The sequence below is a fragment of the Microbacterium oryzae genome (assembly GCF_009735645.1).
GTDB lineage: Bacteria > Actinomycetota > Actinomycetes > Actinomycetales > Microbacteriaceae > Microbacterium > Microbacterium oryzae.
The window spans coordinates 1,508,193-1,530,738 of sequence record NZ_CP032550.1; the positions used below are offsets into that span (position 1 = coordinate 1,508,193).

The following is a 22,546-nucleotide window of genomic DNA, read 5'->3' on the forward strand; positions in this document are numbered from 1 at the left end:
GTCAGGCTGCGTGCTCGTCGTCGCGCGGGATGAGCGGCAGCGACACGAGCGGCGCGAGCGCGGCCAGCGCGAACGCGAGCGGATAGCCGACCGCCGTGATGAGCGCGCCCATGAGCGGGCCGACGGCCGAGGCCACGATGAACTGCCCCGTGTTCTGCACGCCGAGGGCCTTCCCCGCCCAGCCCGACCCCGCCGCCTCGGCGACCGACGTGAAGGCGAGGCCGTTGTCGGCCACGGTCACCGAGGTGGCGATCACGAGCACGACGGCCGCGGCGGGGCTCCAGGCGAGTGCGGCGACCACGGCCAGCAGCGCCATCACCGCGATGCCGCTCAGCGCGACCCAGCGCAGCACGCGTGCCCGGCTGCCGACGCGGTCGCTCAGCGCGCCGACGGCGATGCGGCCGAACGCGCCGATGAACTGCGACGCCGCGATGAGCGCGCCGGCTGCCGCGGCATTCCACCCGAGCCCCGCGATGAGCCACACCATGCCGAATGTCGACAGCAGGAACTGCGGCACGACGAGCAGCGCGGACACCGTGTGGATGCGCAGCAGGAAGCCGCTGCGCCGATACGGGCTCACGGCGGCGGCGACCTCGGCCGACGTCGCGCGCGGCGGGTTCTCGATGCCCACCGCGCAGAGGACGGCGCACACCCCGGTCGCGACGGCGGCCGCGATGAGCGGCGCCGCGATGCCGTGCGCCGCGGCGAGCGGCGGCACGACGATCGCCGCGGCGGCGACACCGAGGGGCTGCGACATCTGGCGGATGCCCATGGCGAGCCCCCGACGCTCCTTCGGGAACCAGCCGACGACGATCCGGCCGCTGGCCGAGTTGACGCTCGCCGATGCCCCGCCCGCGAGCGCGAGGAGCAGCCCGAGCAGGACCAGCCCGGAGGCGGCGGCCGCCGCCGCGGCGAGAAGCGCGGTGAGCACGAGCCCGACCGCGATGACGCCGCGCTCCCCACGGCGGTCGGCGAGGTGCCCCCACACGACGAGCGTCGCGACCATCCCCGCGGTGGGCGCGGCCGCGACGAGCCCGGCCTGCGCGAGCGTCAGGCCCCGCTCGAGGTGCAGCAGCGGGATGAGGTACGCGGGCGTGCTGACGAGCATCGTCCCGGCGGCCTGCGCGAGCACGCCCAGCACGAGCATGCGCCAGGCCTTCGCCGGCGCGCGGGCGGCGACGTCGGCCATCCTCAGATCTTCGTGATCGGCGCGACCTTGATGAGGAGCTTCTTGGCCCCCACCGTGTCGAAGCGCACGTGCGCCACGCGCTTGGCGCCCTCCCCCGTGACCACGTCGATCGTGCCCTCGCCGAAGTCCTCGTGGCGGATGCGATCGCCCGCGGCGACCTCGAGGTCGCCGTTGTCGCGCACCTTGTTCGTCACGAGGCCCGGGAACCGGTCCATAGCCGTCGACTTCGGCTTTAGCCCGCTGCCGGGCGCCAGCGGCTTCACACCCCAGCGGTCGTTCTGCGGCCGGCGGGCGTTGAGCGCGCGCGACTGCGAGCCGCCGCGCGAGTTCACGTCGCCGGGCGACTGCTTCCAGTCGATGAGCAGGGCGGGGATCTCCTGCAGGAACCGGCTCGGCATCGCGGCGGTGACCTCGCCGAACTGCGCGCGGGTCATCGCCAGCGACACGTAGAGCCGCTTCCGCGCACGGGTGATGCCGACGTAGAACAGCCGGCGCTCCTCCTGCGGCCCGCCCGGCTCGTTGGCCGAGATCCGGTGCGGGATGAGGTCCTCCTCGACGCCGGTGAGGAACACCGCGTCGAATTCGAGGCCCTTCGCCGTGTGCAGCGTCATGAGCGACACCGAGCCCGACTCGTCGTCGAGGTCGTCGGTGTCGGCGACGAGCGCGACCTCGGTGAGGAAGTCGACGATCGTGCCCTCGGGGTTGTTGCGCGCGAACTCGCGGGTGACGGCGACGAGCTCGTCGAGGTTCTCCACGCGCGCCTCGTCCTGCGGGTCGCGGCTGCGGCGCAGCGCGTCGTAGTAGCCGCTGTCGTTGAGGAGCACCCGCAGCGCCTCCGTCACGGAGGTCGACGGCGGCTGCTCCCCCGACGCCGGCTGCAGGATCTCGCTCGCCGCACGCAGCACCTCGTCGAGCTGCGCGATGGCCTTCTGCAGCTTCGGCCCGAGGCCCATCTCGGCCGGGTGGGCGAGGGCGTCGCGGAAGCTCATGCCGTTGTCGGCGGCGAAGCGCGCGATCGTCGTCTCGGTCACGTCGCCGATGCCGCGCTTGGGGCGGTTGAGGATGCGGCGCACCGCCATCTCGTCGGCGGGGTTCGCCACCGCGACGAGGTACGCGAGGGCGTCCTTGATCTCCGCGCGATCGTAGAACTTCGTGCCACCCATGATCTTGTAGGGCACGGCCGCGCGGATGAAGATCTCCTCCAGCGCGCGCGACTGCGAGTTCGTCCGGTAGAAGACCGCCATCTGCTGGTAGTCCATGCCCGAGCGACGCAGCTTCTCGATCTCATCCGCGACGAACTGCGCCTCGTCGTGCTGCGAGTACCCGGTGAAGCCGACGATCTTGTCGCCCTCGCCCTGGTCGCTCCACAGCCGCTTGTCCTTGCGGTCGAAGTTGTTGCGGATGACGGAGTTCGCCGCGTCGAGGATGTTCTGGCTCGAGCGGTAGTTCTGCTCGAGCAGCACGACCTTCGCCCCTGGGAAGTCGCGCTCGAACTCGGTGATGTTCCGGATGTCCGCGCCTCGGAACGCGTAGATGGACTGATCCGAGTCGCCGACGACCGTCAGCGAGGCGCCGTCGGCCTCGGGGATGAGCACGGCCGCGCCGCCGGAGGAGATCTCCGTCTGCACCGGCTTGGTCAGCTCGCGGATGAGCTGGTACTGCGCGTGGTTGGTGTCCTGGTATTCGTCGACGAGGATGTGCCGGAAGCGCTTCCGGTACACGTCGGCGACGTGCGGGAACGCGCGGAAGAGGAACACGGTCTGCGCGATGAGGTCGTCGAAGTCGAAGGCGTTCGCCTTCTGCAGGGCCCGCTGGTAGTCGCCGAAGATCTCCACGAACTTCCGCTCGGCGGGGTCGCTCATGTTCGCGTCGCGCGCGTACGACTCCGCGTCGGCGAGCTCGTTCTTGAGCTTGGAGATGCGCGACTGCACGCCGGCGGGCGTGAGCCCCAGCGCGTCGGCCTCCCGTTCGCGCACGATGCGCTTGAGCAGCGCGCGGGAATCGCCCGAGTCGTAGATGGTGAACGCCTTGGTGAACCCGAACTGGTCGGCCTCGCGGCGGAGGATCCGCACGCAGGCGGAGTGGAAGGTCGCGATCCACATGCCGCGCGCGCTGTCGCCGACGATCTGCTCGACGCGCTCGCGCATCTCACCGGCCGCCTTGTTCGTGAACGTGATCGCGAGGATCTGGCTCGGCCACGCCTCCCGATTGCGCAGCAGCGACGCGATGCGATGGGTGAGCACGCGGGTCTTTCCCGAGCCGGCGCCCGCGACGATGAGCAGCGCCGGACCGCGGTATTCGACGGCCTCGCGCTGAGGCGGGTTGAGCCCCTTCAGCAGGTCGTCGTCGGGGGCGGCGGAGAGGGAGAAGAGCGCGTCTGTCATGTCGGTTTCGAGTGTAGATCGGCCCCCTGACAACGCCGGATCTATGGATATCCCCCACAGCCGGGCTTCAGAGCAACAATCCGCAGGTTGTGACGGTAGTGTTCATCCGTTCGCATCGACTCTGGGAGGTTGCGATGCCGAATTTCATCGGAAAGCTCGACCTGTCACCGGCCCGACTCGGTGACGCTGTGTACGACCGGATCGCCGCGGCGATCGTCGACGGCTCTCTCGCACCCGGCGAGCGGATCCGCGACCTCGATATCGCCGAGAGCCTCGGCGTCTCCCGCATGCCCGTGCGGGAGGCTCTGCAGCGTCTGGAGCGCGAGGGCCTCATCGAGATGTCCGCGAGCCGCTTCACGCGCGTCACCGAGATCACGCCCGAGATGGTGGCCGCGTCCATCGAGTTCGCGCGCTACCAGACCGGCGTCGCCGCTCGGATGGCGGCGGAGCGGATGGACGACGACGCACGCGAGCGCGCGCTCGCGCTGCTCGACGAGCTCCGCACGGCGCTGACCGCGGGCGACCGCGACCGCGCCTGCGAGCGCTACTTCGCGTCGTTCATGTTCCTCGTCGACCAGACGGAGAACCCCGTGTTCCGCTCGCTGACCGGCGAGGCGCGCTTCGCCCTGGAGCGCAACATCGGACAGGGCGACTTCGCGATCGCCGTCGACGAGGCCTCCGCGGCTCTCTTCGACGACCTGCGTGCGGCCATCCAGGATGGCGAGGGTGTGCGCGCCGAGCAGATCATCCTCGATCTGTTCGACGCGGTCACGCCGCAGCCCTGACGTCACATGCTTGGCGCTTCCGTCTTGGAGCGCTAGCTTCTCTGCAGGGGGGTCTGCCATGGAGCGTTCTTCTGGGCAGGTGCGTGTCGTCGAGCACGCCGAGCTGTTCCGCGCGATCGATCACGTCGCCGATGCCATCCGGTCGGGTGATCTGCCGCCGGGGGCGCGCATCCGCGATGCGCGACTCGCGGTCGAGCTCGGCATTCCGCGCATCCTCGTGCGCGTGGCGCTGCGCGAGCTCGAGCAGCACGGGCTCGTCCGCGAGACGCGCGCGCGCTTCTACCGGGTGACGGAGCCCACGCCGAACCGCTTCCAGACGGCGATGGAGTGCGTGGGGCTCGAGATCGGCATCGCCATGCAGCTCGCACTGCCGAAGATGGACGCCGCCGAACGCGCGGACCTGTCGGCGCGGCTGCGCCGGGCCGCGCTGGTCTGCACGCGTCCGGGGGCCACCGCCGAGGCCGTGTACGCCGTCACCTTCGACCTCTTCGACGAGATGGTCGCACGGACGGGCAATCCCTTCCTGCGCACGTCGTACGACCGGGCAGGCCGCGAGGTCCAGCGCAGCATGCGCGGTGAGATGCCGCTCCTCAATCCACCGAGCGTCATCGGCGCGTGCGCGGCCGAGGTCGCCCGCGCGGTGGACGACGGCGATCCTCGCCGAGCCGACCGCGCGCTGCGACGCATGTTCCGGCCCACATTCGGCCACGCTCTCACGTGACCGGTCGGAAGACGTCCATTCCCAGATCGGGATGGTCGACGAAGACGCCGTCGAGCTCGCGCAGGAGCTCCCACTCCGCACGGTAGTCGCCGAACGCCGAGCGCCCGCCGGCGCCGCCGAACTCTGGCAGCAGGAACGCATTCTCCGGCCGGCATGTCCACGCGTAGATCAGCAGGCCGCGCTCCCGCGCGTCGGCCACCAGGCGAGCCGGCCCCCGCGCGCGACCCGCGCCATCCGGGTCGAGCACCATCTTCTTGTCCACGCTGATGCCGTCCACGACCCCGACGAGGGCGTCGAGCCCCGCCGGGCTCACGATCTCGGCATACGTCCGCGCGGCGGCGCCGTCGCGCGCGACGAGATCGGCCGGGGCGCCGTCCGCCTCGATGAGATGGATGAACGTCGCCGCGACGCCCCGCTCCCGAACCTGCTCGAGAACCGTCCCCTCGAACGACTCGACGATGAGTGGAAGGCCCGACCCGGGCCATCCGCTCTCGCGCAGGTCGCGCTCGACGAGCGCCGCGAGGTCAATGCCGAGACCCGCGAAGTACGTCGCGTGCTTGATCTCGAGCACGACGCCGATCTCGCGGCCGTGCTCGAGCGACGCGTCGCGGACGAGGTCGAGCAGGTCCGTCAGCCGCAGGATGGGCTCCGCGTCGTCGAAGCTCGCGCTCGCCGGGCGAATCGCCGGGATGCGCTCGCGGGTGCGGAGCGTGGCAAGCTCGTCCCAGGTGAAGTCCTCGGTGAACCAGCCGGCCATTCGCTGCCCGTCGACCGTCTTCTCGGTGCGTCGATCGGCGAACTCCGGATGGTCGGCGACGTCGGTGGTCCCGGAGATCTCGTTCTCGTGGCGCACGACGAGCACGCCATCGCGGGTGGCGACCACATCCGGCTCGACGGCGTCGACCCCCATCGCGAGCGCGAGCGCGTACGACGAGCGGGAGTGCTCGGGGCGGTACCCGGGGGCACCGCGGTGGCCGATGACGAGCGGGTGGTGACGGGGCATCTCAGCAGGCTAGTTTCGCCCGCGGAGAACCGGCGACAATCACAGCCCGTCCATAGCGTCGCGTGACTAGCCTGAGGAGACAGCATCATCGTGGGGCTTCCGCGAAGCTCGACGATGAGATCGCGCCGTCTTTGCAGACATTGGAGTGACCACATCATGGCCAGCCCCGGTTTCAACAACCCCGTCTTCTCGCCGGACCCGCGCGCGGTCCGGTCCTACCCCGGCGCGCCCCGCACCGCGCAGTACGGCACACCCACGACCCCGCCGCCCGCGGACCAGTTCGGACAGATGGGCGTCGACGCCGCTGCGAACGCGCAGATGGAGGGGGCGTTCGCCGCTCCCCCCGCCGGCGCGCACCAGACCGGGCGCATGACCATCGAGGACACCGTCATGAAGACGGTGCTCCTGTTCGCGGTGCTCCTCGTGACGGCGGCGGTGGGCTGGATCGTCACGCTCGGCGGCTCGCTCAGCCCCGCGAACGCCACCTCGCTGTCGATGGGCCCGTGGCTCATCGGCGTCATCGGCGGCGGCATCCTCGGTCTCGTCAACGCGTTCAAGAAGAACCCGAGCGTTCCGCTCATCGTCGCGTACGCGGCGTTCGAAGGTCTGTTCGTCGGCGGCATCTCCGCCTACTTCGAGTTCATCTACCCGAGCATCATCGTGCAGGCCACGCTCGCCACGGTCGCAGTCGTCGGCGTGACGCTCGCGCTGTTCATGAGCGGCAAGGTCCGCGCCACCCCGCGCGGCGCCAAGATCCTCATGATCGCGATGATCGGCTACCTCGTCTTCTCGGTGCTGAACCTCGTGCTCTCGATGACCGGCGTCGTCGACGGCTGGGGCCTCCGCTCCGGCTGGATCGGCATCGCGATCGGCGTGCTCGTCGTCTTCATGGCCGCGTACTCGCTCGTGATGGACTTCGACATGGTGCAGCAGGGCGTCCGCAACGGCGCTCCCCGCAAGTTCGCCTGGCAGGCCGCCTTCGGCATCATGGTCACCGTCGTGTGGCTGTACGTCGAGATCCTGCGCATGATCGCGATCCTCCGCGGCAGCGACTGACCCCGCCACCGCTTCCCACGAAGGCCGTCCCGTCTCGGGGCGGCCTTCGTCGTACCGGGTCCCAGCATCCGACGAGCGCGCCCGCTCCCCACGCGGTCCGCGCATCTCGTAGCGCCGCCATCCCCCTGACATAGCAGCGGCATAGCGGGCGCGTCGAGCATCGGCTCATGACCGAAAGACGCACCCTCTCCCGCCGGGCCTTCCTCATCGGCGGCGCGACCGCCGTCGTCGGCGCCGGCTCCGCGACCTGGTGGGCCGCGGATCGCTTCCTCATCCCCCACGTCGAGGTCGCCGACGTCTCCGCCGTCGAGCAAGAGCAGGCGCAGCAGCAGACCGGAACCGCGGCGTCCGCCACGACCTCGACCGCACCCGACGTCACCGTCGAGACCGTGACGACCGGCTCCGGCAGCGACACCGTCACCGCCTACGTGGCGAAGGTGTCGCTCGACGACCCGACCGCCCTGCGCACGGCGTTCGCGCACGACCAGTTCGGCGAGAACATCACCCAGCTCGTGTCGGAGATGGCTACGGCGCAGGGGGCGGTCTTCGCCGTCAACGGCGACTACTACGGCTTCCGCGACACCGGCATCCAGATCCGCAACGGCGTGATCTACCGCGACCTCGGCGCACGCGAGGGCCTCGCGCTCTATGCGGATGGCCGTGCCGCGATCTACGACGAGACGACGACGAGCGCGCAGGAGCTTCTCGACGACGGCGTGTGGACCACCCTGTCGTTCGGCCCCGCCCTCGTGCGCGACGGCGCCGCGATCGCCGGCGTCGACGAGGTGGAGATCGACACGAACGTCGGCAACCACTCGATTCAGGGCCGGCAGCCGCGCACCGCCATCGGCGTCATCGACGCCTCGCACCTCGTCTTCGTGGTCGTCGATGGACGCGACGAGGGCTACAGCCGCGGGATGACCCTCCCCGAGCTCGCCGACATGCTCGTCGGCCTCGGCGCGCAGACCGCGTACAACCTCGACGGCGGCGGCTCGAGCGAGATGTGGCACGAGGGCGAGGTCGTGAACCGCCCCTCGAACGGCGGAGAGCGCGCGACCAGCGACATCCTCTACATCGGCGGTGCGGCGTGACGGTCGTGGCGATCCCCGCGTACGAGCCGGATCATCGCCTCGTCGACCTGACCGCGGCCATCCGCCGGCTCGACCCGGGTCTCGAGATCGTCGTGGTCGACGACGGCAGCGCCGTCTTCTCGGCGCCCGTGTTCGCCGCCCTCGAGGCCGCCGGCATCGCGGTGCTGAGCCACGGCGCGAACCGGGGCAAGGGCGCCGCCCTCCGAACGCTGTTCCAGCACGCGCGGGCGCACCATCCGGGCGCCGCCGTCGTCACCGCCGATGCGGATGGCCAGCATGCGCCGGACGACATCGTCCGCGTCGCGCGGGAGGCGGAGAGCCGCCCGGAGGCGATCGTCCTGGGGGTCCGCGCCTTCGACGGCGAGGACGTCCCGCTGCGCAGCCGCTTCGGCAACGCCGTGGCCGCCCGGGCCTTCGCGCTGGCGACCGGCGAGCGCGTCGCCGACACGCAGACCGGGCTGCGCGGCGTCCCCGCGGCCGCCCTCCCCTGGGCGGTCGGCCTGCCCGGCGACCGCTTCGAGTACGAGGCGGTGATGCTGCTGCGCGCGCGGCGTGCGGGCTTCGCGCTCGCGCAGACGCCGATCGCGACGGTCTACCTCGACGAGAACCGCAGCTCGCACTTCCGGCCGCTGCGGGACTCCGCGCGGGTGCTGGCCCCGCTCGCGGCGTTCCTCGCGTCGTCGCTGCTCGCGGCCGCGGTCGACGCCGTGCTCCTCTGGGCGCTGCTGCAGGCGAGCGGATGGCTGCCGGGCGCGATCGTGATGGCTCGCCTCGTGAGCGCGGCCGTCAACTTCGTCGTCAACCGGCAGTGGGTGTTCGGGCGCGACGGCCGGCCATCCGCTCTCGGCGTGGCGCTGGGCCGGTATGCGGCGCTGGCCACGGCCATCCTCGCGGCGAATGTGACCCTCATGACCGTGCTCGACGCGCTGGGTGTGGGGCTGGTCGTGGCGAAGCTCGCGACCGAGGGCGTGCTGTGGGTGGCGGCGTTCGTCGTGCAGCGGGTGTGGGTGTTCGCCCGCGACCGGGCCGCCGGATCAGCTCGCCAGTGCGGGCGACACGCTTCCGGCGCCGAGACCGCATCGCCCGCACTGGCGAACCGGAAGGCGGTGCGCAGACCCTATGTCCTCGCATGAGCCGCCCATAGAAGCCGCATAGCCGGCCCGATTTCACTGAAAGCAACGAAAGGTGAACGACATGCCCGATCTCACGATGCTCCTCATCGACCTGGCCGCCATCACGCTGCTGACGGTCGCCGTGTACTTCCAGCGCCACCGGCGCCGCGACCTCGTCGTCGCCTTCTTCGGCGTCAACATCGGCGTCTTCGCCGTCTGCCAGGTGCTCGCCACGTCGGAGGTCGCCGTCGGCCTCGGACTCGGCCTGTTCGGCGTGCTGTCGATCATCCGCCTCCGCTCGAGCGAGATCTCGCAGCGCGAGGTGGCCTACTACTTCGCTGCCCTCGCGGTCGGGCTCCTCACCGGCCTGTCGCAGTCGTTCAGCGTGCTGCCGACCGTGCTCGTCGCGGTCATCGTCGTCGCCCTCGCGATCGTCGACCATCCCGCGCTCTTCTCCTCCTACCGCCACCGAACCGTGCAGCTCGACGAGGCGATCGGCGACGACACGCGACTGCGGGCGGTGCTGGAGGAGCGCCTGAGCGGCGACGTCCGCGCCCTCTCCGTGCAGCACATCGACTTCGTCAACGACACGACGCTCGTCGATGTCCGCTACCGCGCGCACGCCCGCACCACGCGCACGGCCGGTCGCGCCGTCCGCGCCGCCCTCGGCGAGGACGTGGCGGCATGACTCCCGGGTTCGCGGACCGCTTCGCGGCGATCTCCCTCGACGACCTCGTCGCGGAGGCCGAGCTCCTCACCCGGGTCGACCGCAAGTACCTCCTCACGGCGGCCGACGCCGAGCGCGTGCTGGCCCGGGTCGACGACCGCACCCGCGTGCTGGAGATCGACGGCGAGCGCGGCTCGCAGTACGGCACCATGTACTTCGACACCCCCGACCTGCTGAGCTACCGGCTCGCCGCCCTGGGGCGGCGTCGCCGCTTCAAGCTCCGCGCCCGCCATTACGTCGACACCGATGCCGCGTTCCTCGAGCTGAAGACGCGCGGCAGCCGCGGCACGACCGTGAAGGACCGCATCCCTTCGGAGGCCGTCGACCGGCTCACCGCCGAGGGCCGAGCGTATGCCGCCGAAGGCATGGCGGCCCTGGGCATCGCTCCCGAGGTCGTCGACGAGCTCGTCCCCACGCTCCACACGTCGTACCGACGCACCACGCTGCTCCTGCCCGAGGGAGCGCGCGCGACCGTCGACACGCACCTCGAGTGGGCGGATGTCCACGGCGAGCGGATGGCCAGGGCCGACCTCGTCATCGTGGAGACGAAATCGTCCAGCCGCGCATCGTCGCTGGACCGCCTGCTGTGGCGGGCGGGCATCCGCCCCGTCGGCATCAGCAAGTTCGCGACGGGCCTCGCAGCCCTCCGCCCCGACCTCCCTTCCAACAAGTGGAGCCGCGTGCTCCGCACCCACTTCGACGCGCATCACGCGCTCGCCGCCTGACCGGAGATCCTCATGAACCCTCACCGCCCCACTTCCCGCACCGCCCGCACTCCCCGCACCGCGAGGGTCGGCCTCGGCCTCGTCTTCGCCCTCGCGGTCGCCGGCGTCACCGGATGCTCGGCCATCGCGAGCGCCGACACCGGTGCGGCAGCGTCCGGGTCCAGCACCGCCTCCGCGGACTCGAGCACCGACTCGAGCACCGGCACCGGCACCGACTCGGCCGTCGACGCCCCCGCCAGCGTCACCGAGGTGCTCGACGCGAACGCCGACCAGACCGTCGTGAACGACGACGAGTGGTCGGTCGACGACGCCGTGGACGTCACGCTCTCCGGCGACACCGCGACCACCGACGCCTCCGGCGTGACGAGCGCCGACGGCACCGTCACCATCGCCGAGGCCGGCGTCTACCGCCTCTCCGGCGAGCTCGACGGCTCCGTCGTCATCGATGCGCCCGACGACGCGCAGGTGATCCTCGTCCTCGACGGCGCGACCATCACCGCCGACGCGGCCCCGGCCATCCAGGTCGTCGCGGCTGACGACGTCGCGATCTTCCTCGCCGACGGGTCGACGAACGCCGTGGCGTCGACCGGCACCTACGCCGACGACGCCGACGCGAACGCCGCGATCTGGAGCGCGGCCGACCTCACCGTTTCGGGCACGGGCTCGCTCGCCGTCGACGGCTCCGCCGAGGACGGCATCACGAGCAAGGACGACCTCGTCGTCCTCTCCGGCGACCTCGACGTCACGGCGGCCGACGACGGGCTGAAGGGCAACGACTCGCTCACCGTCCGCGGCGGCACGGTCGCCGTCGACGCCGGCGGCGACGGCCTCGCCTCCGACCAGGACGAGGACGACACGCAGGGCTACGTCTCGATCGAGGGCGGCACCCTCGACATCACCGCGGGCAGCGACGGGATCGACGGGTACACCGATGTCATCGTGACGGACGGCGCGATCACCATCTCCGCGGAGGAGGGCATCGAGGCGGGCACGATCGCGATCGGCGGCGGCACGGTCGACATCACGTCGACCGACGACGGCATCAACGGGTCGGCGGGGTCATCGGCGGAGTCCACCAGCACCGATCAGGGCCCGGGCGGCATGGGCGGCGGAGGGATGGCGGACAGCGGCGAGTACGTGCTCATCGCCGGCGGCACCCTGACGATCGACGCCGAGGGCGACGGCCTCGACTCGAACGGCTCGATGGAGATCACCGGCGGCACCACCGTCGTGTACGGCCCGACGAGCTCCGGCAACGGCGCGCTCGACACCAACGGCACGCTCTCGGTGACGGGCGGCACGGTGCTCGCTCTCGACTCCGGCGGCATGAGCGAGTCGCCCGACGCCGACTCCGCGCAGGCGTGGGTGGCGGCGAGCGCTTCCGGCTCGGCGGGTTCGACGGTCGAGATCACCGCGGCGGATGGCACGGTGCTGTTCTCGACGACCGCCGCGAAGGCGTTCGCCGCGGTGGTGTTCTCGAGCGCCGACGTCGTGTCGGGCGACACCTACTCGATCACCGTGGACGGCTCAGCGGCGGCCGAGGCGACGACCGGCCAGGCTCTCGCCGGCGGCATGGGCGGCGGCCCCGGCGGCGGCGCCCCCGGTGGTGCCCGCCCCGGTCGCTGATCCGGGGCGCCGTTCGAGGGCCCTCCGTCCAGAGACCCCCGGCGCCGGCTCCCCCGTACACACCGCAGGAGATCCCAGCGGGCTCGGCCCGTGCCGACGCGCTCCGCCCGCCCAACGAGCGGGGCCGGGGGCGGCGGACTGCCGCCCCCGCCACGGATCTCCTGCGGTATGTCCCGGGCCCCGGCTCCCCGCGTCACCCGCGCCCGCGCCGCCGCTCCAGGAAGCCCGACAGCAGCACGACGAGCACGCCCGACACCGGCACGATGAGCAGGCTGACGCGCAGCTCGGTGGCGTCGGAGATCGCGCCGATCACGAGCGGCGAGATGAGGAAGCCCAGCCGCATCAGCCACGTCACGACCGTGAGCCCGGATCCCGGGCGCAGGCCCGGCAGCTCGTCGGCCGCGTGCATCGCGGCCGGCACGAGCGTCGCCACGCCGAAGCCCGCCGCCGCGAAGCCGATGAGGGTCCCGGGGATGGTGGGCACCGCGAGAGCCGAGCCCATGCCCACCGCGACGAGCAGACCGCCGGCGACCGCGACCATCCGCTGGCCGAACCGGTCGACGAGGCGGTCGCCGACGAGGCGCCCGATGAACTGCGACCCGATGAGGGCGATGAAGCCCATCGGGGCGAGCACCGCGGCGGCGCCGAGCGACTCGCGCATGTAGAGCGTCGCCCAGGAGCTGCCGACCTCCTCGACGATGGTGCCCGCGATGGCGATGACCGCGAGGCCCGCCATGATGAACGCGACGCGCGGCGTGAGCCTGCCGGGGGCGGCGGCGGATGGCCGTGGCGCGTCGGTCTCGCCGGATTCCTCCTCGGGCCCCGGCAGCGCGAACCGCGAGGCGACGACGGCGGTGAGCGCGAAGATGAGCCCGGTGATCGCGAGATGGATCCCGAGCGGCAGGCCGAGGGCGATCGCGCCGGCCGACATGAGTCCGCCGACCACCGCGCCGAGTGACCAGAGGGCGTGGAAGCCGTTGATGATCGAGCGTCCGTAGCGGCGCTGCACGCGCAGGCCGTGCGCGTTCTGCGCGACGTCGGTCACCGAGTCGAGGAGCCCGGCGGTGAACAGCGCCAGCGCGAAGAGGATGGGCAGCGGCGCGAGCCCGATGCCGAGCATCGCCACGGCGAGGAGGACAGAGCCGATCGCGGCGAGGCGTCCGGAGCCGACCCGGCGGATGAGCGACGCGGCCGCGAGCCCGGAGATCAGCGCGCCGACCGGCATCGCGGCGATCGATGCGCCGTAGAGGGTGTCGCTGAGGCCGAGGGCGTCCTTGATCTCGGGCAGGCGCGGCACGACGTTCGCGTACAGGGCGCCGTTCGTGAGGAACAGCGCCGAGACCGCGCCCCGGGCGCGACGGGCGGCCCGGTCCGGCTCGGCACGCGCGGCCGAGGGATCGGGCGTCACAGCGGCCCGCCCTCCGCGACGACGCGGTCGATGAGCGCGCGGATGATCCGCGGATCCTGCCGCAGGCCGTCGTGCTCGTACTCGTTCGTCACCCACAGGTGCGTGTTCGGCACGAAGCGCGCGGTCTCCTCCGCCTGGTGGAAGTCCACGTACATGTCGTCGTAGTACATCGCGGCGGCGACCGGCACCTCGTTCCGCGCGAGCTGCGCGCGGTCGTACAGACGCGGATGGTCGTCGGCCGCCGCCAGCGCATGTGCGGCGTCGCGGAAGGGACGAAGGGAGGCGATCTCGTCGAACATCCACGGGAAGAACATCTCCCCCGTGAACGGCATCGGGCCATCCGTCGCCGGCAGGCCACCCCGCTCGTCGCGCACGCGTTGAGCCGCCCACGCGGTCGCGCCCGGGCCATCCGCGTAGATCTCCTCCTGCAGGAGGGCGTAGAGCGGGTTGCCCCAGTACTGCGTGGCGTCGTCGACCGCGGCGAGGAAGGCGTCGCTGAGGCGTCCGGGGCGCGAGAACGCCTCGTCGAAGAGCCAGTGGAGCCGCTCGAAGCCCGGCTTCATGCCGAAGTCGATGCCGAGGGTCTGCAGGCGCCGGGCGGAGAGCCGGTCGCCGCTCGGGAGGCGGACGTCGTCGTTCTCGACGACCTCGACGACGCGGGCGATGGTGTCGGCGTCCTGCGGGTAGCGGCGGTAGAACTCGGCGGTCTTCGTCGCGACGCGCGGCAGCGTGCGGCGGTAGATCTCGACCGGGTCGGGGTCCGTCGCGGTGAGCCCGCCGGTGACGTACGAGGCCGAGAGCGCCTCGGGGTGGAACGAGAGGTACGTGAGGGTGAGGAAGCCGCCGTAGCTCTGGCCGAGGGTCTGCCAGCGGATGCCGCCGAACTCCTCCCGGCGGATGTGCTCGAGGTCGGCGATGATCTGCTCGGCGCGGAACAGCCGGATGTATGCGGCGGCCTCGTCCCCGCCCATGCCGGCGATGGACGCGCGCTCGACGCGCGTGGAGCGTCCCGTGCCGCGCTGGTCGAGGAGCAGCAGCCGGTGCGTCTTCAGGGCCTCGTCGATCCAATCGCCGCCCGGCATGGGGCGCGGTCCCTTGCCGCCGGGGCCGCCCTGGAGGAAGACGAGCACGGGGGCCTCGGGGCGGTCGACGTGGGCGACCTCGCGCGCGAAGACCTCGAGGGTGCGGCCGTCGTCGGGGCTCGACCAGTCGAGCGGCACCGTCACGGTGTGGTCGCGGATGAGCCGGTCGCGCATGCGGTAGGAGGTCACCGGTCCATTCTCCCGGGTCGCGGCTCCGGCGCGTGTTCGCTCCCGGAACGGCGAAGGCCGCCGCTGCGACTGCAGCGACGGCCTCACGCGCGCGGGATCACTCCCACTCGATGGTCCCCGGCGGCTTGGAGGTCACGTCGAGCACGACGCGGTTGACCTCGCGCACCTCGTTGGTGATGCGGTTGGAGATCTTCGACAGCACGTCGTACGGCAAGCGGGTCCAGTCGGCCGTCATCGCGTCCTCGCTCGAGACGGGGCGCAGCACGATCGGATGGCCGTAGGTGCGGCCATCCCCCTGGACGCCGACCGAGCGCACGTCGGCGAGCAGCACCACGGGGCACTGCCAGATCTCGCGGTCGAGACCGGCCGCGCTCAGCTCCTCGCGGGCGATGGCGTCGGCCTCACGCAGGATCTCGAGGCGGTCAGCGGTGACCTCGCCCACGATGCGGATGCCAAGACCGGGCCCCGGAAAGGGCTGGCGTCCGACGATCGCCTCGGGCAGGCCGAGCTCGCGGCCGATGGCGCGCACCTCATCCTTGAAGAGGGTGCGCAGCGGCTCGATGAGCTCGAAGTCGAGGTCCTCGGGCAGGCCGCCCACGTTGTGGTGGCTCTTGATGTTGGCCGTGCCCGCACCGCCGCCCGATTCCACGACGTCGGGGTACAGCGTGCCCTGCACGAGGAAGCGGATGGGCTCGCCCTCGGCCTTGGCCTCCTCGACGAGGTCGCGCTGCACCTTCTCGAACGCGCGGATGAACTCGCGGCCGATGATCTTGCGCTTCTGCTCGGGGTCGGTGACCCCGGCGAGGTGCCCGAGGAACGTGTCGGCCGCCTCGACCGTGATGAGGCGCACGCCGGTGGACGCGACGTAGTCCTGCTCGACCTGCTCCCGCTCGCCCTTGCGGAGGAGCCCGTGGTCGACGAACACGGCGGTGAGCTGATCGCCGATCGCGCGGTGCACGAGCGCGGTCGACACGGCGGAGTCCACGCCGCCCGACAACGCGGAGATGACGCGCGCGGAGCCGACCTGCTCGCGGATGCGCGCGACCTGCTCCTCGATGACGTTGCCGCTGTTCCAGTCGGCAGGAAGGCCCGCCGCCCGGTGCAGGAAGTTCTCGAGCACGTCCTGACCGTACGGCGAGTGCTTCACCTCGGGGTGCCACTGCACGCCGTACAGGCAGCGCTCGTCGTCGGCGAACGCGGCGACCGGGGTCACCGCCGTCGAGGCGAGCACCTGGAAGCCCTCGGGCGCCTGCGACACCTGGTCGCCGTGGCTCATCCACACGTTCTGCTCGACCGGCTGGCCGCCGAGGAGCACGCCGCCGTCGCCGGCGATCACGGCGTCGGTCGCGCCGTACTCGCGCAGGCCGGTGTGCGCGACCTCGCCGCCGAGGGTCTTCGCCATCACCTGGAAGCCGTAGCAGATGCCGAGTGTCGGCACCTTCAGGTCGAAGATGGCGGGGTCGAGCGAGGGCGCTCCGGGCTCGTACACGGACGACGGGCCGCCCGACAGGATGATCCCGACGGGGTTCTTCGCGGCGACCTCGTCGGCCGTGACCGTGTGCGGCACCAGCTCGCTGTAGACGCCGGCCTCGCGCACGCGACGTGCGATGAGCTGGGCGTACTGCGCGCCGAAGTCGACGACGAGGACGGGGCGCGCAGCGGTGTCTGCGCTCATCGGGGGACCTCCTGGGTGGGGGCGGACGGAGAAGAGGGATCGCCGGCGCTCTTGGCCGCGCGCTTCTCGGCGGCCACCTCCTCGCGCTGAGCGAGGTACCGCTTCACGTCGCGGGCGACGAAGTACTCCATGAAGAAGGAGAGGAACGGCACCACGCCGCCGCCGGCGAGCAGGATGAAGCGCCAGAACGGCCAGCGCATGAGGCTCCACACGCGGAAGCACCCGAACAGGTACACGACGTAGAACCATCCGTGCGCGATGAGGATGCCGAGCGAGAGGTTCACGCCGTCGCCGGTCGAGTCGAGGCCGCCCGTCGGGTTCGGCACGACCTCGCGGAACGCGAACAGGCCGTGCGAATCGAGGAAGAACAGCTCCACCGCGAGCGGCGTGTACTTCAGCAGCATCTCCGCGCACAGCAGCAGCAGGCCGACGCCGGTGATGACCGAGCAGACCTGATAGAAGCGGAGCGCCCGGCGGATCTGAGGGAACGAGGAGACCCGCGGCTGTGGCATGGTCCCATTCTACGGGGCGGCTCGCTGGCCATTCGCCGAGGCGGGATGGCCCCTCCCGCGGTTGCGGGAGGGGCCATCCGCTCGTCTGACGGAAGGATCAGGGAGCCGGGTACGGCGTCTCCGAGAGGAGCTTCGCGAGGTGCGCGGCATTGCGCGCGAGGGTCGCGGTGGTCTGCGCGACGGGCTCGGGCGTCTCGTCGAGGTCCTTGTAGTCGGTCGTCTGCATGGCCTCGCCGTTCCAGTAGACGCCGCCCTGCGAAGGGACGGTGTAGCCGACGTCGTTGAGACCCTGGAACAGCGCGGCCGTGATGGCGTGCGCCCCGTCCTCGTTGCCGACCACGACCGTCACGGCGACCTTGCCGGCGAGGATCGGGCGCCCCTCGTCGTCGGTCTCCGACAGCTCCGCGTCGAGGCGCTCCAGCACGCGCTGCGCGACGCTCGACATGTGGCCGACCCAGGTCGGGGTGGCGAGCACGAGGATGTCGGCGGCGAGGACCTGCTCGCGGAGCGTCGGCCACTGGTCGCCCTCCCCCATGTCGGCCTCGACGCCCGGCTTCACGTCGTAGTCGACGACACGCACGATCTCCCCCGCGACCCCGTGCGGAGCGAGCGCGTCCAGCACCTGCTGAGCGAGGACGTCCGTGCTGGACACGGCGGGCGAGGGCTTGAGCGAGCAGTTCAGGGCGAGTGCGCGGAGCATGTCGATCCTTCCGTTGGGGTGTGCCGCCACGCTAGCCACCCCGATCGCTGTCGCGACAGGGGTTGACGGACTTCGCTCTCGGACCGGCGCGCTCTTCAGGGACGACCCATGACGCGTCGAGCTGCCTCCTTCCCGAATCGACGTTCGTACTCCTGCCGCAGGAGTTCGAGCTGCTCGCGCTCGCGGTTGCTGATCGGCTCGGCCGCCCCGGCGGCGATCTCCCGTCGCAGCGCGCTGATGCTCTGCCGGGTGCGGAGGGTCTCCCCTTCCTCGGTTCCGGCATCCTGCAGCTGCGCGATCGTCTTGGTGATCATGGCGAGCTCCATCGGCGTCGCCTCCGCGGAAAGGGCGAGCAGCGCCTCGTTGGCCACTTCGCGGTCCGACTGCCTGCTCGAGGCCGCCATCTCCAGCGCCCACTGCGCGCGGTTCCACCACTGCTCGCGCGCGCCGTTCTCCTGTGCAATGCGCGTCGACCGATAGGCCGGACCGAACGCGATCAACGCGGCGATGATCGCGAGGATGCCCGCCATCGGGGCTCCGGTCCAGAAGGCGAACCAGAAGTCGTCTCCCACCGACCAGGGCCAGACGACGCGGCCGATGACCGCGCCGAGGATCAGCCCCACGACCAGCGCGCCGGCCGTGACGGCGATCCACCGCCTCCTCGTCATGCGGGGAGTGTATTGCGGACCGCGGACATCCGCAGCGGGCCTACTCCTCGTCGGGGTCGACGCCGGCGATCGCCTCGAGCTCGCGCTCCCAGTCGTCCTTGGCGAGCCGGTACCAGAGGTAGAACGAGAACCCGGCGAAGACCGCCCACTCGGCGGCATAGAAGAGGTTCAGCCAGTTGACCGCGCCGCTCTCCTGCGGTGCGTGCGACGAGATCGTCTTGAGATCCGTCTCGACGAGGCCCGCGACCGGATCGTCGGAGGTGAGGTACTGGCGGTAGACGTCGATGTGCGCGCCGTCGATCTCGGTATCGTGCCAGCGCGAGAGGAGCGCGGCAGGGGACATCCGGATCATCTCGGAGATGTCATCGCCCGGGGGCAGCTGGGGCCCCTCATCCGGGATGATACGCCCGGTCAGCTCGGTGCGCTGCCAGTCCGCGACGTGGCGCTGATCCGGCGCGACGTAGGCCGCTTCCGCGCGCTTCTCGAGCTGCGCGGCCGCGGCGTCCGCCTCGTCACGCGAGTCGGACCATCCGATGGCCACCGCGATCGACCGAGCTTCGGGGGACGCGTCGACGCTGAACTGCCCGGTCACCCAGTAGCCCTCGGCGCCGTCGTCGTAGCGGGAGGAGACGACGAGGAAGTCGCCGGGAACCCACTGCCCCTCGACCGCCACCTTCTGGCCCACGAGCGAATCGTCGAGGTACTGCCCCGGCTGCACGACCTCGTCGATGGGCCGGATGATCTCGGTCGCGCCGGACTCGGGCCGGTCGGTGTCGATCGCGCGGACGAGCTGCCACTGCAGCAGCCACGAGAAGACGCCCGCCACGACGAGGCACAGCACCAGCATCGCGATCCACCGCGGGCGGAGCATGACCTCGCGCAGGGTCGGTGGGAAGACCTCCCCCTGCGTCGAGGTGCTCTCGGATGGCGCGGGGTCGGGCATCAGCGCGGCGGGTTGACGACGACGTCGACGCGCTGGAACTCCTTGAGGTCCGAGTAGCCGGTCGTCGCCATGGACTTGCGCAGCGCGCCGATGAGGTTCGCGGTGCCGTCGGCGACGAGGGCGGGCCCGTAGAGGACCTCTTCGAGCGTGCCGACCTGGTCGACGGTCACGCGGCGTCCGCGGGGCAGGCGGGCGTGGCGCGCCTCGGGGCCCCAGTGCGTGCCGCGGCCGGGAGCATCGGTGGCACGCGCGAGCGCGACGCCGAGCATCACGGCGTCGGCGCCCATGGCGAGCGCCTTGACGAGGTCGCCGGAGGTGCCGACGCCGCCATCCGCGATGACGTGCACGTAGCGTCCGCCCGACTCGTCGAGGTAGTCGCGGCGCGCGCCGGCGACGTCGGAGACGGCCGTGGCCATGGGGGTCGAGAGTCCGAGGGTGGCGCGCGTGGTCGACGCCGCTCCCCCGCCGAACCCGACGAGCACACCCGCCGCGCCCGTGCGCATGAGGTGGAGAGCGGCGGTGTACGTGCCGACGCCGCCGACGATGACGGGCACGTCGAGCTCGTAGATGAACTCCTTGAGGTTCAGCGGCTCTTCGGCGCTGGACACGTGCTCGGCCGACACGGTCGTGTCGCGGATGACGAAGAGGTCGACGCCCGCGTTGACCACGGTCTCGTAGTGCTCCTGCGTGCGCTGCGGCGACAGGGCGCCGGCGACGACGACGCCGGAGTCGCGGATCTCGGAGAGGCGCGCGGTGATGAGCTCGGGCTTGATCGGCTCGGCGTACAGCGCCTGCATGCGCGCGATGGCGGAGCGCTCGGGCAGCGAGGCGATCTCGGCGAGGAGCGGCTCCGGGTCTTCGTAGCGCGTCCAGAGGCCCTCGAGGTCGAGCACGCCGAGGCCGCCGAGCTTGCCCAGCGCGATGGCTGTCTGGGGGCTGACGACCGAGTCCATGGGCGCGCCCAGGACGGGGATGTCGAACGAGTACGCGTCGATGGCCCATGCCGTCGAGACGTCTTCGTGGCTTCGGGTGCGCCGCGAGGGCACGACCGCGATGTCGTCGAACGTGTAGGCGAGTCGCCCTCGCTTGCCGCGGCCCAGCTCGATGTCACTGCTCACCCGCCCAGCCTACCCGCCGTGCCGGACAGGCTGGTTTCCCGCCCCGGACGCGGAGCGGCCGAGGAGCCAGTCCTCCCCCGGGAGTTGAGCGGCTGAGCGCCAGCCCTCCCCCGGACGTTGAGCGACCGAGCGCCAGCGAGGAAGACGAAACGCGGTGACCCGCCCTCAGGGCCGGTCACCGCGTTTCGTCTCGCTCCGCTCGCTCGACGTCCGAGCGGCTGCGGCTCAGCGCTTGTAGTTCGGCGCCTCGACGACGATCTGCACGTCGTGCGGGTGCGACTCCTTGAGCCCCGCCGAGGTGATGCGCACGAACTTGCCGCGGGCCTTGAGCTCTTCGACCGTGCGCGAGCCGACGTAGAACATCGACTGACGCAGGCCGCCGACGAGCTGGTACACGACCGCCGACACCGGGCCGCGGTAGGGAACCTGGCCCTCGATGCCCTCGGGGATCAGCTTGTCGTCCGTCGGAACGTCCGCCTGGAAGTAGCGGTCCTTGGAGTAGGACGTCTGCTTGCCGCGCGTCTGCATGGCGCCGAGCGAGCCCATCCCGCGGTACTGCTTGTACTGCTTGCCGCCCTGGAAGACGACCTCGCCCGGCGACTCGTCGGTGCCGGCGAGGAGCGAGCCGAGCATGACCGTGTCGGCCCCGGCCACGAGCGCCTTCGCGATGTCACCCGAGTACTGCAAACCGCCATCCGCGATGACCGGGACGTCGGCCGCACGAGCGGCGAGCGAAGCCTCGTAGATCGCGGTGACCTGCGGCACGCCGACGCCCGCGACGACGCGCGTGGTGCAGATCGAGCCCGGCCCGACGCCCACCTTCACGGCGTCGACGCCCGCGTCGATGAGCGCCTGGGCGCCCTCGCGCGTGGCGATGTTGCCGCCGATGACGTCGATGTGCGCGAACGTCTCGTCGGCCTTGAGCCGGCGGACGATGTCGATGACGCCCTGCGACTGGCCGTTCGCGGTGTCGACGACGATGACGTCGACGCCCGCGTCGCGCAGCGCCTCGGCGCGCTCCCACGCGTCGCCGAAGAAGCCGATGGCCGCGCCGACGCGGAGGCGTCCCTGGTCGTCCTTCGTGGCGAGCGGGTACTGCTCGCTCTTGTCGAAGTCCTTGATGGTGATGAGGCCGGCGAGCTTGCCATCGTCGTCGATGAGCGGGAGCTTCTCGATGCGGTGCTTCGCGAAGAGGTTCATGACGTCTTCCGCGGCGATGCCGACCGGACCCGTGACGAGGCCCTCGGTGGTCATGACGTCCTTGACGCGGGTGACCGAGCGGCGACGCTCCGACACGAAGCGCATGTCGCGGTTCGTGATGATGCCGGTCAGGCGCCCATCGGCGTCGACGACGGGGAGGCCCGAGATGCGGTACTTCGCGCACATCGCGTCGACCTCGGCGATCGTCGCGTCGGGCGACGTCGTGATCGGGTCGGTGATCATGCCCGACTCGCTGCGCTTCACGCGGTCCACGGCGTTGGCCTGGTCGGCGATCGAGAGGTTGCGGTGCAGGATGCCGATGCCGCCCTGGCGCGCGAGCGCGATCGCCATGCGAGCTTCGGTGACGGTGTCCATGGCGCTCGAGAGGAGCGGGACGGCGACCCGGATGCGGCGTGTGAGGCGCGACGACGTGTCCGCCTCGCTGGGGATGACATCCGTGTGCCCCGGGAGGAGCAGGACGTCGTCGTAGGTCAGTCCTACGAAGCCGAACGGGTCGTGTTCTGTCATTGGGGGTGTCTCCTGCCGACGCGGTGAGGGCTGCTCCGGTACGGGAAAGGATCACCATCCCGTGCAGGAATTCTACCGGCGTGTCTGGGAGCGACGTTCTGCCC

General features: G+C 71.3%; 20 protein-coding genes. 8 read left to right on the forward strand and 12 right to left on the reverse strand.

Translation table 11 applies throughout. The features are described 5' to 3' along the window. Position 1: 1 nt before the first annotated feature. On the reverse strand, positions 2-1,189 hold the full coding sequence (locus D7D94_RS07025) for an MFS transporter (protein WP_216648698.1): 1,188 nt from the start codon (positions 1,187-1,189) through the stop codon (positions 2-4). 2 nt (positions 1,190-1,191) lie between these two features. Beyond that, positions 1,192-3,573 (reverse strand): ATP-dependent helicase, encoded by a 2,382-nt coding sequence (locus D7D94_RS07030; RefSeq protein WP_156241937.1) that lies wholly within the window; start codon positions 3,571-3,573, stop codon positions 1,192-1,194. Between the two features lie 134 nt (positions 3,574-3,707). On the opposite strand from D7D94_RS07030, the gene D7D94_RS07035 reads away from it, so the two are divergent. Next, positions 3,708-4,358 (forward strand): GntR family transcriptional regulator, encoded by a 651-nt coding sequence (locus D7D94_RS07035; RefSeq protein WP_156241938.1) that lies wholly within the window; start codon positions 3,708-3,710, stop codon positions 4,356-4,358. Positions 4,359-4,416: 58 nt separating this feature from the next. After that, complete coding sequence (locus tag D7D94_RS07040; protein WP_173024247.1) at positions 4,417-5,079, forward strand: GntR family transcriptional regulator; 663 nt, start codon at positions 4,417-4,419, stop codon at positions 5,077-5,079. Here the strand turns inward: D7D94_RS07040 and D7D94_RS07045 are convergent. Further along, complete coding sequence (locus D7D94_RS07045; RefSeq protein ID WP_156241940.1) at positions 5,072-6,082, reverse strand: glycerophosphodiester phosphodiesterase family protein; 1,011 nt, start codon at positions 6,080-6,082, stop codon at positions 5,072-5,074. The genes D7D94_RS07040 and D7D94_RS07045 overlap by 8 nt on opposite strands. A gap of 156 nt (positions 6,083-6,238) precedes the next feature. On the opposite strand from D7D94_RS07045, the gene D7D94_RS07050 reads away from it, so the two are divergent. The 6 genes from D7D94_RS07050 (at position 6,239) to D7D94_RS07075 (ending at position 12,419) form a co-directional block, all read left to right on the forward strand. Beyond that, complete coding sequence (locus tag D7D94_RS07050) at positions 6,239-7,138, forward strand: Bax inhibitor-1/YccA family protein (protein WP_156241941.1); 900 nt, start codon at positions 6,239-6,241, stop codon at positions 7,136-7,138. Between the two features lie 167 nt (positions 7,139-7,305). Beyond that, positions 7,306-8,229 carry a phosphodiester glycosidase family protein gene (locus D7D94_RS07055; RefSeq protein WP_156241942.1) on the forward strand — a complete coding sequence of 308 codons (924 nt, stop codon included), beginning with the start codon at positions 7,306-7,308 and terminating at the stop codon, positions 8,227-8,229. After that, on the forward strand, positions 8,226-9,362 hold the full coding sequence (locus D7D94_RS07060) for a bifunctional glycosyltransferase family 2/GtrA family protein (RefSeq protein ID WP_156241943.1): 1,137 nt from the start codon (positions 8,226-8,228) through the stop codon (positions 9,360-9,362). The genes D7D94_RS07055 and D7D94_RS07060 overlap by 4 nt, the downstream gene beginning before the upstream one ends. 61 nt (positions 9,363-9,423) lie before the next feature. Beyond that, positions 9,424-10,029 carry a DUF4956 domain-containing protein gene (locus D7D94_RS07065; RefSeq protein WP_156241944.1) on the forward strand — a complete coding sequence of 202 codons (606 nt, stop codon included), beginning with the start codon at positions 9,424-9,426 and terminating at the stop codon, positions 10,027-10,029. Continuing rightward, positions 10,026-10,793: a polyphosphate polymerase domain-containing protein gene (locus D7D94_RS07070; RefSeq protein ID WP_156241945.1), complete on the forward strand. Its 768-nt coding sequence runs from the start codon at positions 10,026-10,028 to the stop codon at positions 10,791-10,793. Before D7D94_RS07065 ends, D7D94_RS07070 begins: the two co-directional genes overlap by 4 nt. A gap of 12 nt (positions 10,794-10,805) precedes the next feature. Then, positions 10,806-12,419 carry a carbohydrate-binding domain-containing protein gene (locus tag D7D94_RS07075; protein WP_156241946.1) on the forward strand — a complete coding sequence of 538 codons (1,614 nt, stop codon included), beginning with the start codon at positions 10,806-10,808 and terminating at the stop codon, positions 12,417-12,419. 193 nt (positions 12,420-12,612) lie between these two features. Here the strand turns inward: D7D94_RS07075 and D7D94_RS07080 are convergent, their stop codons facing one another. The 9 genes from D7D94_RS07080 to guaB form a co-directional block, all read right to left on the reverse strand. Then, positions 12,613-13,827 (reverse strand): MFS transporter, encoded by a 1,215-nt coding sequence (locus D7D94_RS07080; protein ID WP_156241947.1) that lies wholly within the window; start codon positions 13,825-13,827, stop codon positions 12,613-12,615. After that, entirely contained in the window at positions 13,824-15,098 is a 1,275-nt protein-coding gene (locus tag D7D94_RS07085) for an alpha/beta fold hydrolase (RefSeq protein ID WP_246171718.1), read from the reverse strand. Before D7D94_RS07085 ends, D7D94_RS07080 begins: the two co-directional genes overlap by 4 nt. A 97-nt stretch (positions 15,099-15,195) precedes the next feature. Beyond that, positions 15,196-16,773: a glutamine-hydrolyzing GMP synthase gene (guaA, locus tag D7D94_RS07090; protein ID WP_156241948.1), complete on the reverse strand. Its 1,578-nt coding sequence runs from the start codon at positions 16,771-16,773 to the stop codon at positions 15,196-15,198. Continuing rightward, positions 16,770-17,285: a DUF3817 domain-containing protein gene (locus D7D94_RS07095; protein ID WP_156241949.1), complete on the reverse strand. Its 516-nt coding sequence runs from the start codon at positions 17,283-17,285 to the stop codon at positions 16,770-16,772. Before D7D94_RS07095 ends, guaA begins: the two co-directional genes overlap by 4 nt. Before the next feature lie 97 nt (positions 17,286-17,382). Then, entirely contained in the window at positions 17,383-17,985 is a 603-nt protein-coding gene (locus D7D94_RS07100) for a flavodoxin family protein (RefSeq protein ID WP_156241950.1), read from the reverse strand. 95 nt (positions 17,986-18,080) lie between these two features. Continuing rightward, entirely contained in the window at positions 18,081-18,653 is a 573-nt protein-coding gene (locus D7D94_RS07105; protein WP_156241951.1) for a hypothetical protein, read from the reverse strand. Between the two features lie 40 nt (positions 18,654-18,693). Further along, positions 18,694-19,596 carry an SURF1 family cytochrome oxidase biogenesis protein gene (locus tag D7D94_RS07110; RefSeq protein WP_246171720.1) on the reverse strand — a complete coding sequence of 301 codons (903 nt, stop codon included), beginning with the start codon at positions 19,594-19,596 and terminating at the stop codon, positions 18,694-18,696. Further along, complete coding sequence (locus D7D94_RS07115) at positions 19,596-20,714, reverse strand: GuaB3 family IMP dehydrogenase-related protein (RefSeq protein WP_156241952.1); 1,119 nt, start codon at positions 20,712-20,714, stop codon at positions 19,596-19,598. The genes D7D94_RS07110 and D7D94_RS07115 overlap by 1 nt, the downstream gene beginning before the upstream one ends. 225 nt (positions 20,715-20,939) lie before the next feature. Next, a complete protein-coding gene (gene guaB, locus D7D94_RS07120) occupies positions 20,940-22,442 on the reverse strand; it encodes an IMP dehydrogenase (protein ID WP_156241953.1) in 1,503 nt (500 codons plus the stop codon). Positions 22,443-22,546: the final 104 nt, after the last annotated feature.

Bases quoted from the DNA above. Each gene is read 5' to 3' on its own strand.
- D7D94_RS07025 (WP_216648698.1), bottom strand. From the start codon at position 1,189: ATGGCCGACGTCGCCGCCCGCGCGCCGGCGAAGGCCTGGCGCATGCTC.
- D7D94_RS07030 (WP_156241937.1), bottom strand. From the start codon at position 3,573: ATGACAGACGCGCTCTTCTCCCTCTCCGCCGCCCCCGACGACGACCTG.
- D7D94_RS07035 (WP_156241938.1), top strand. From the start codon at position 3,708: ATGCCGAATTTCATCGGAAAGCTCGACCTGTCACCGGCCCGACTCGGT.
- D7D94_RS07040 (WP_173024247.1), top strand. From the start codon at position 4,417: ATGGAGCGTTCTTCTGGGCAGGTGCGTGTCGTCGAGCACGCCGAGCTG.
- D7D94_RS07045 (WP_156241940.1), bottom strand. From the start codon at position 6,082: ATGCCCCGTCACCACCCGCTCGTCATCGGCCACCGCGGTGCCCCCGGG.
- D7D94_RS07050 (WP_156241941.1), top strand. From the start codon at position 6,239: ATGGCCAGCCCCGGTTTCAACAACCCCGTCTTCTCGCCGGACCCGCGC.
- D7D94_RS07055 (WP_156241942.1), top strand. From the start codon at position 7,306: ATGACCGAAAGACGCACCCTCTCCCGCCGGGCCTTCCTCATCGGCGGC.
- D7D94_RS07065 (WP_156241944.1), top strand. From the start codon at position 9,424: ATGCCCGATCTCACGATGCTCCTCATCGACCTGGCCGCCATCACGCTG.
- D7D94_RS07070 (WP_156241945.1), top strand. From the start codon at position 10,026: ATGACTCCCGGGTTCGCGGACCGCTTCGCGGCGATCTCCCTCGACGAC.
- D7D94_RS07075 (WP_156241946.1), top strand. From the start codon at position 10,806: ATGAACCCTCACCGCCCCACTTCCCGCACCGCCCGCACTCCCCGCACC.
- guaA (WP_156241948.1), bottom strand. From the start codon at position 16,773: ATGAGCGCAGACACCGCTGCGCGCCCCGTCCTCGTCGTCGACTTCGGC.
- D7D94_RS07095 (WP_156241949.1), bottom strand. From the start codon at position 17,285: ATGCCACAGCCGCGGGTCTCCTCGTTCCCTCAGATCCGCCGGGCGCTC.
- D7D94_RS07100 (WP_156241950.1), bottom strand. From the start codon at position 17,985: ATGCTCCGCGCACTCGCCCTGAACTGCTCGCTCAAGCCCTCGCCCGCC.
- D7D94_RS07105 (WP_156241951.1), bottom strand. From the start codon at position 18,653: ATGACGAGGAGGCGGTGGATCGCCGTCACGGCCGGCGCGCTGGTCGTG.
- D7D94_RS07110 (WP_246171720.1), bottom strand. From the start codon at position 19,596: ATGCCCGACCCCGCGCCATCCGAGAGCACCTCGACGCAGGGGGAGGTC.
- guaB (WP_156241953.1), bottom strand. From the start codon at position 22,442: ATGACAGAACACGACCCGTTCGGCTTCGTAGGACTGACCTACGACGAC.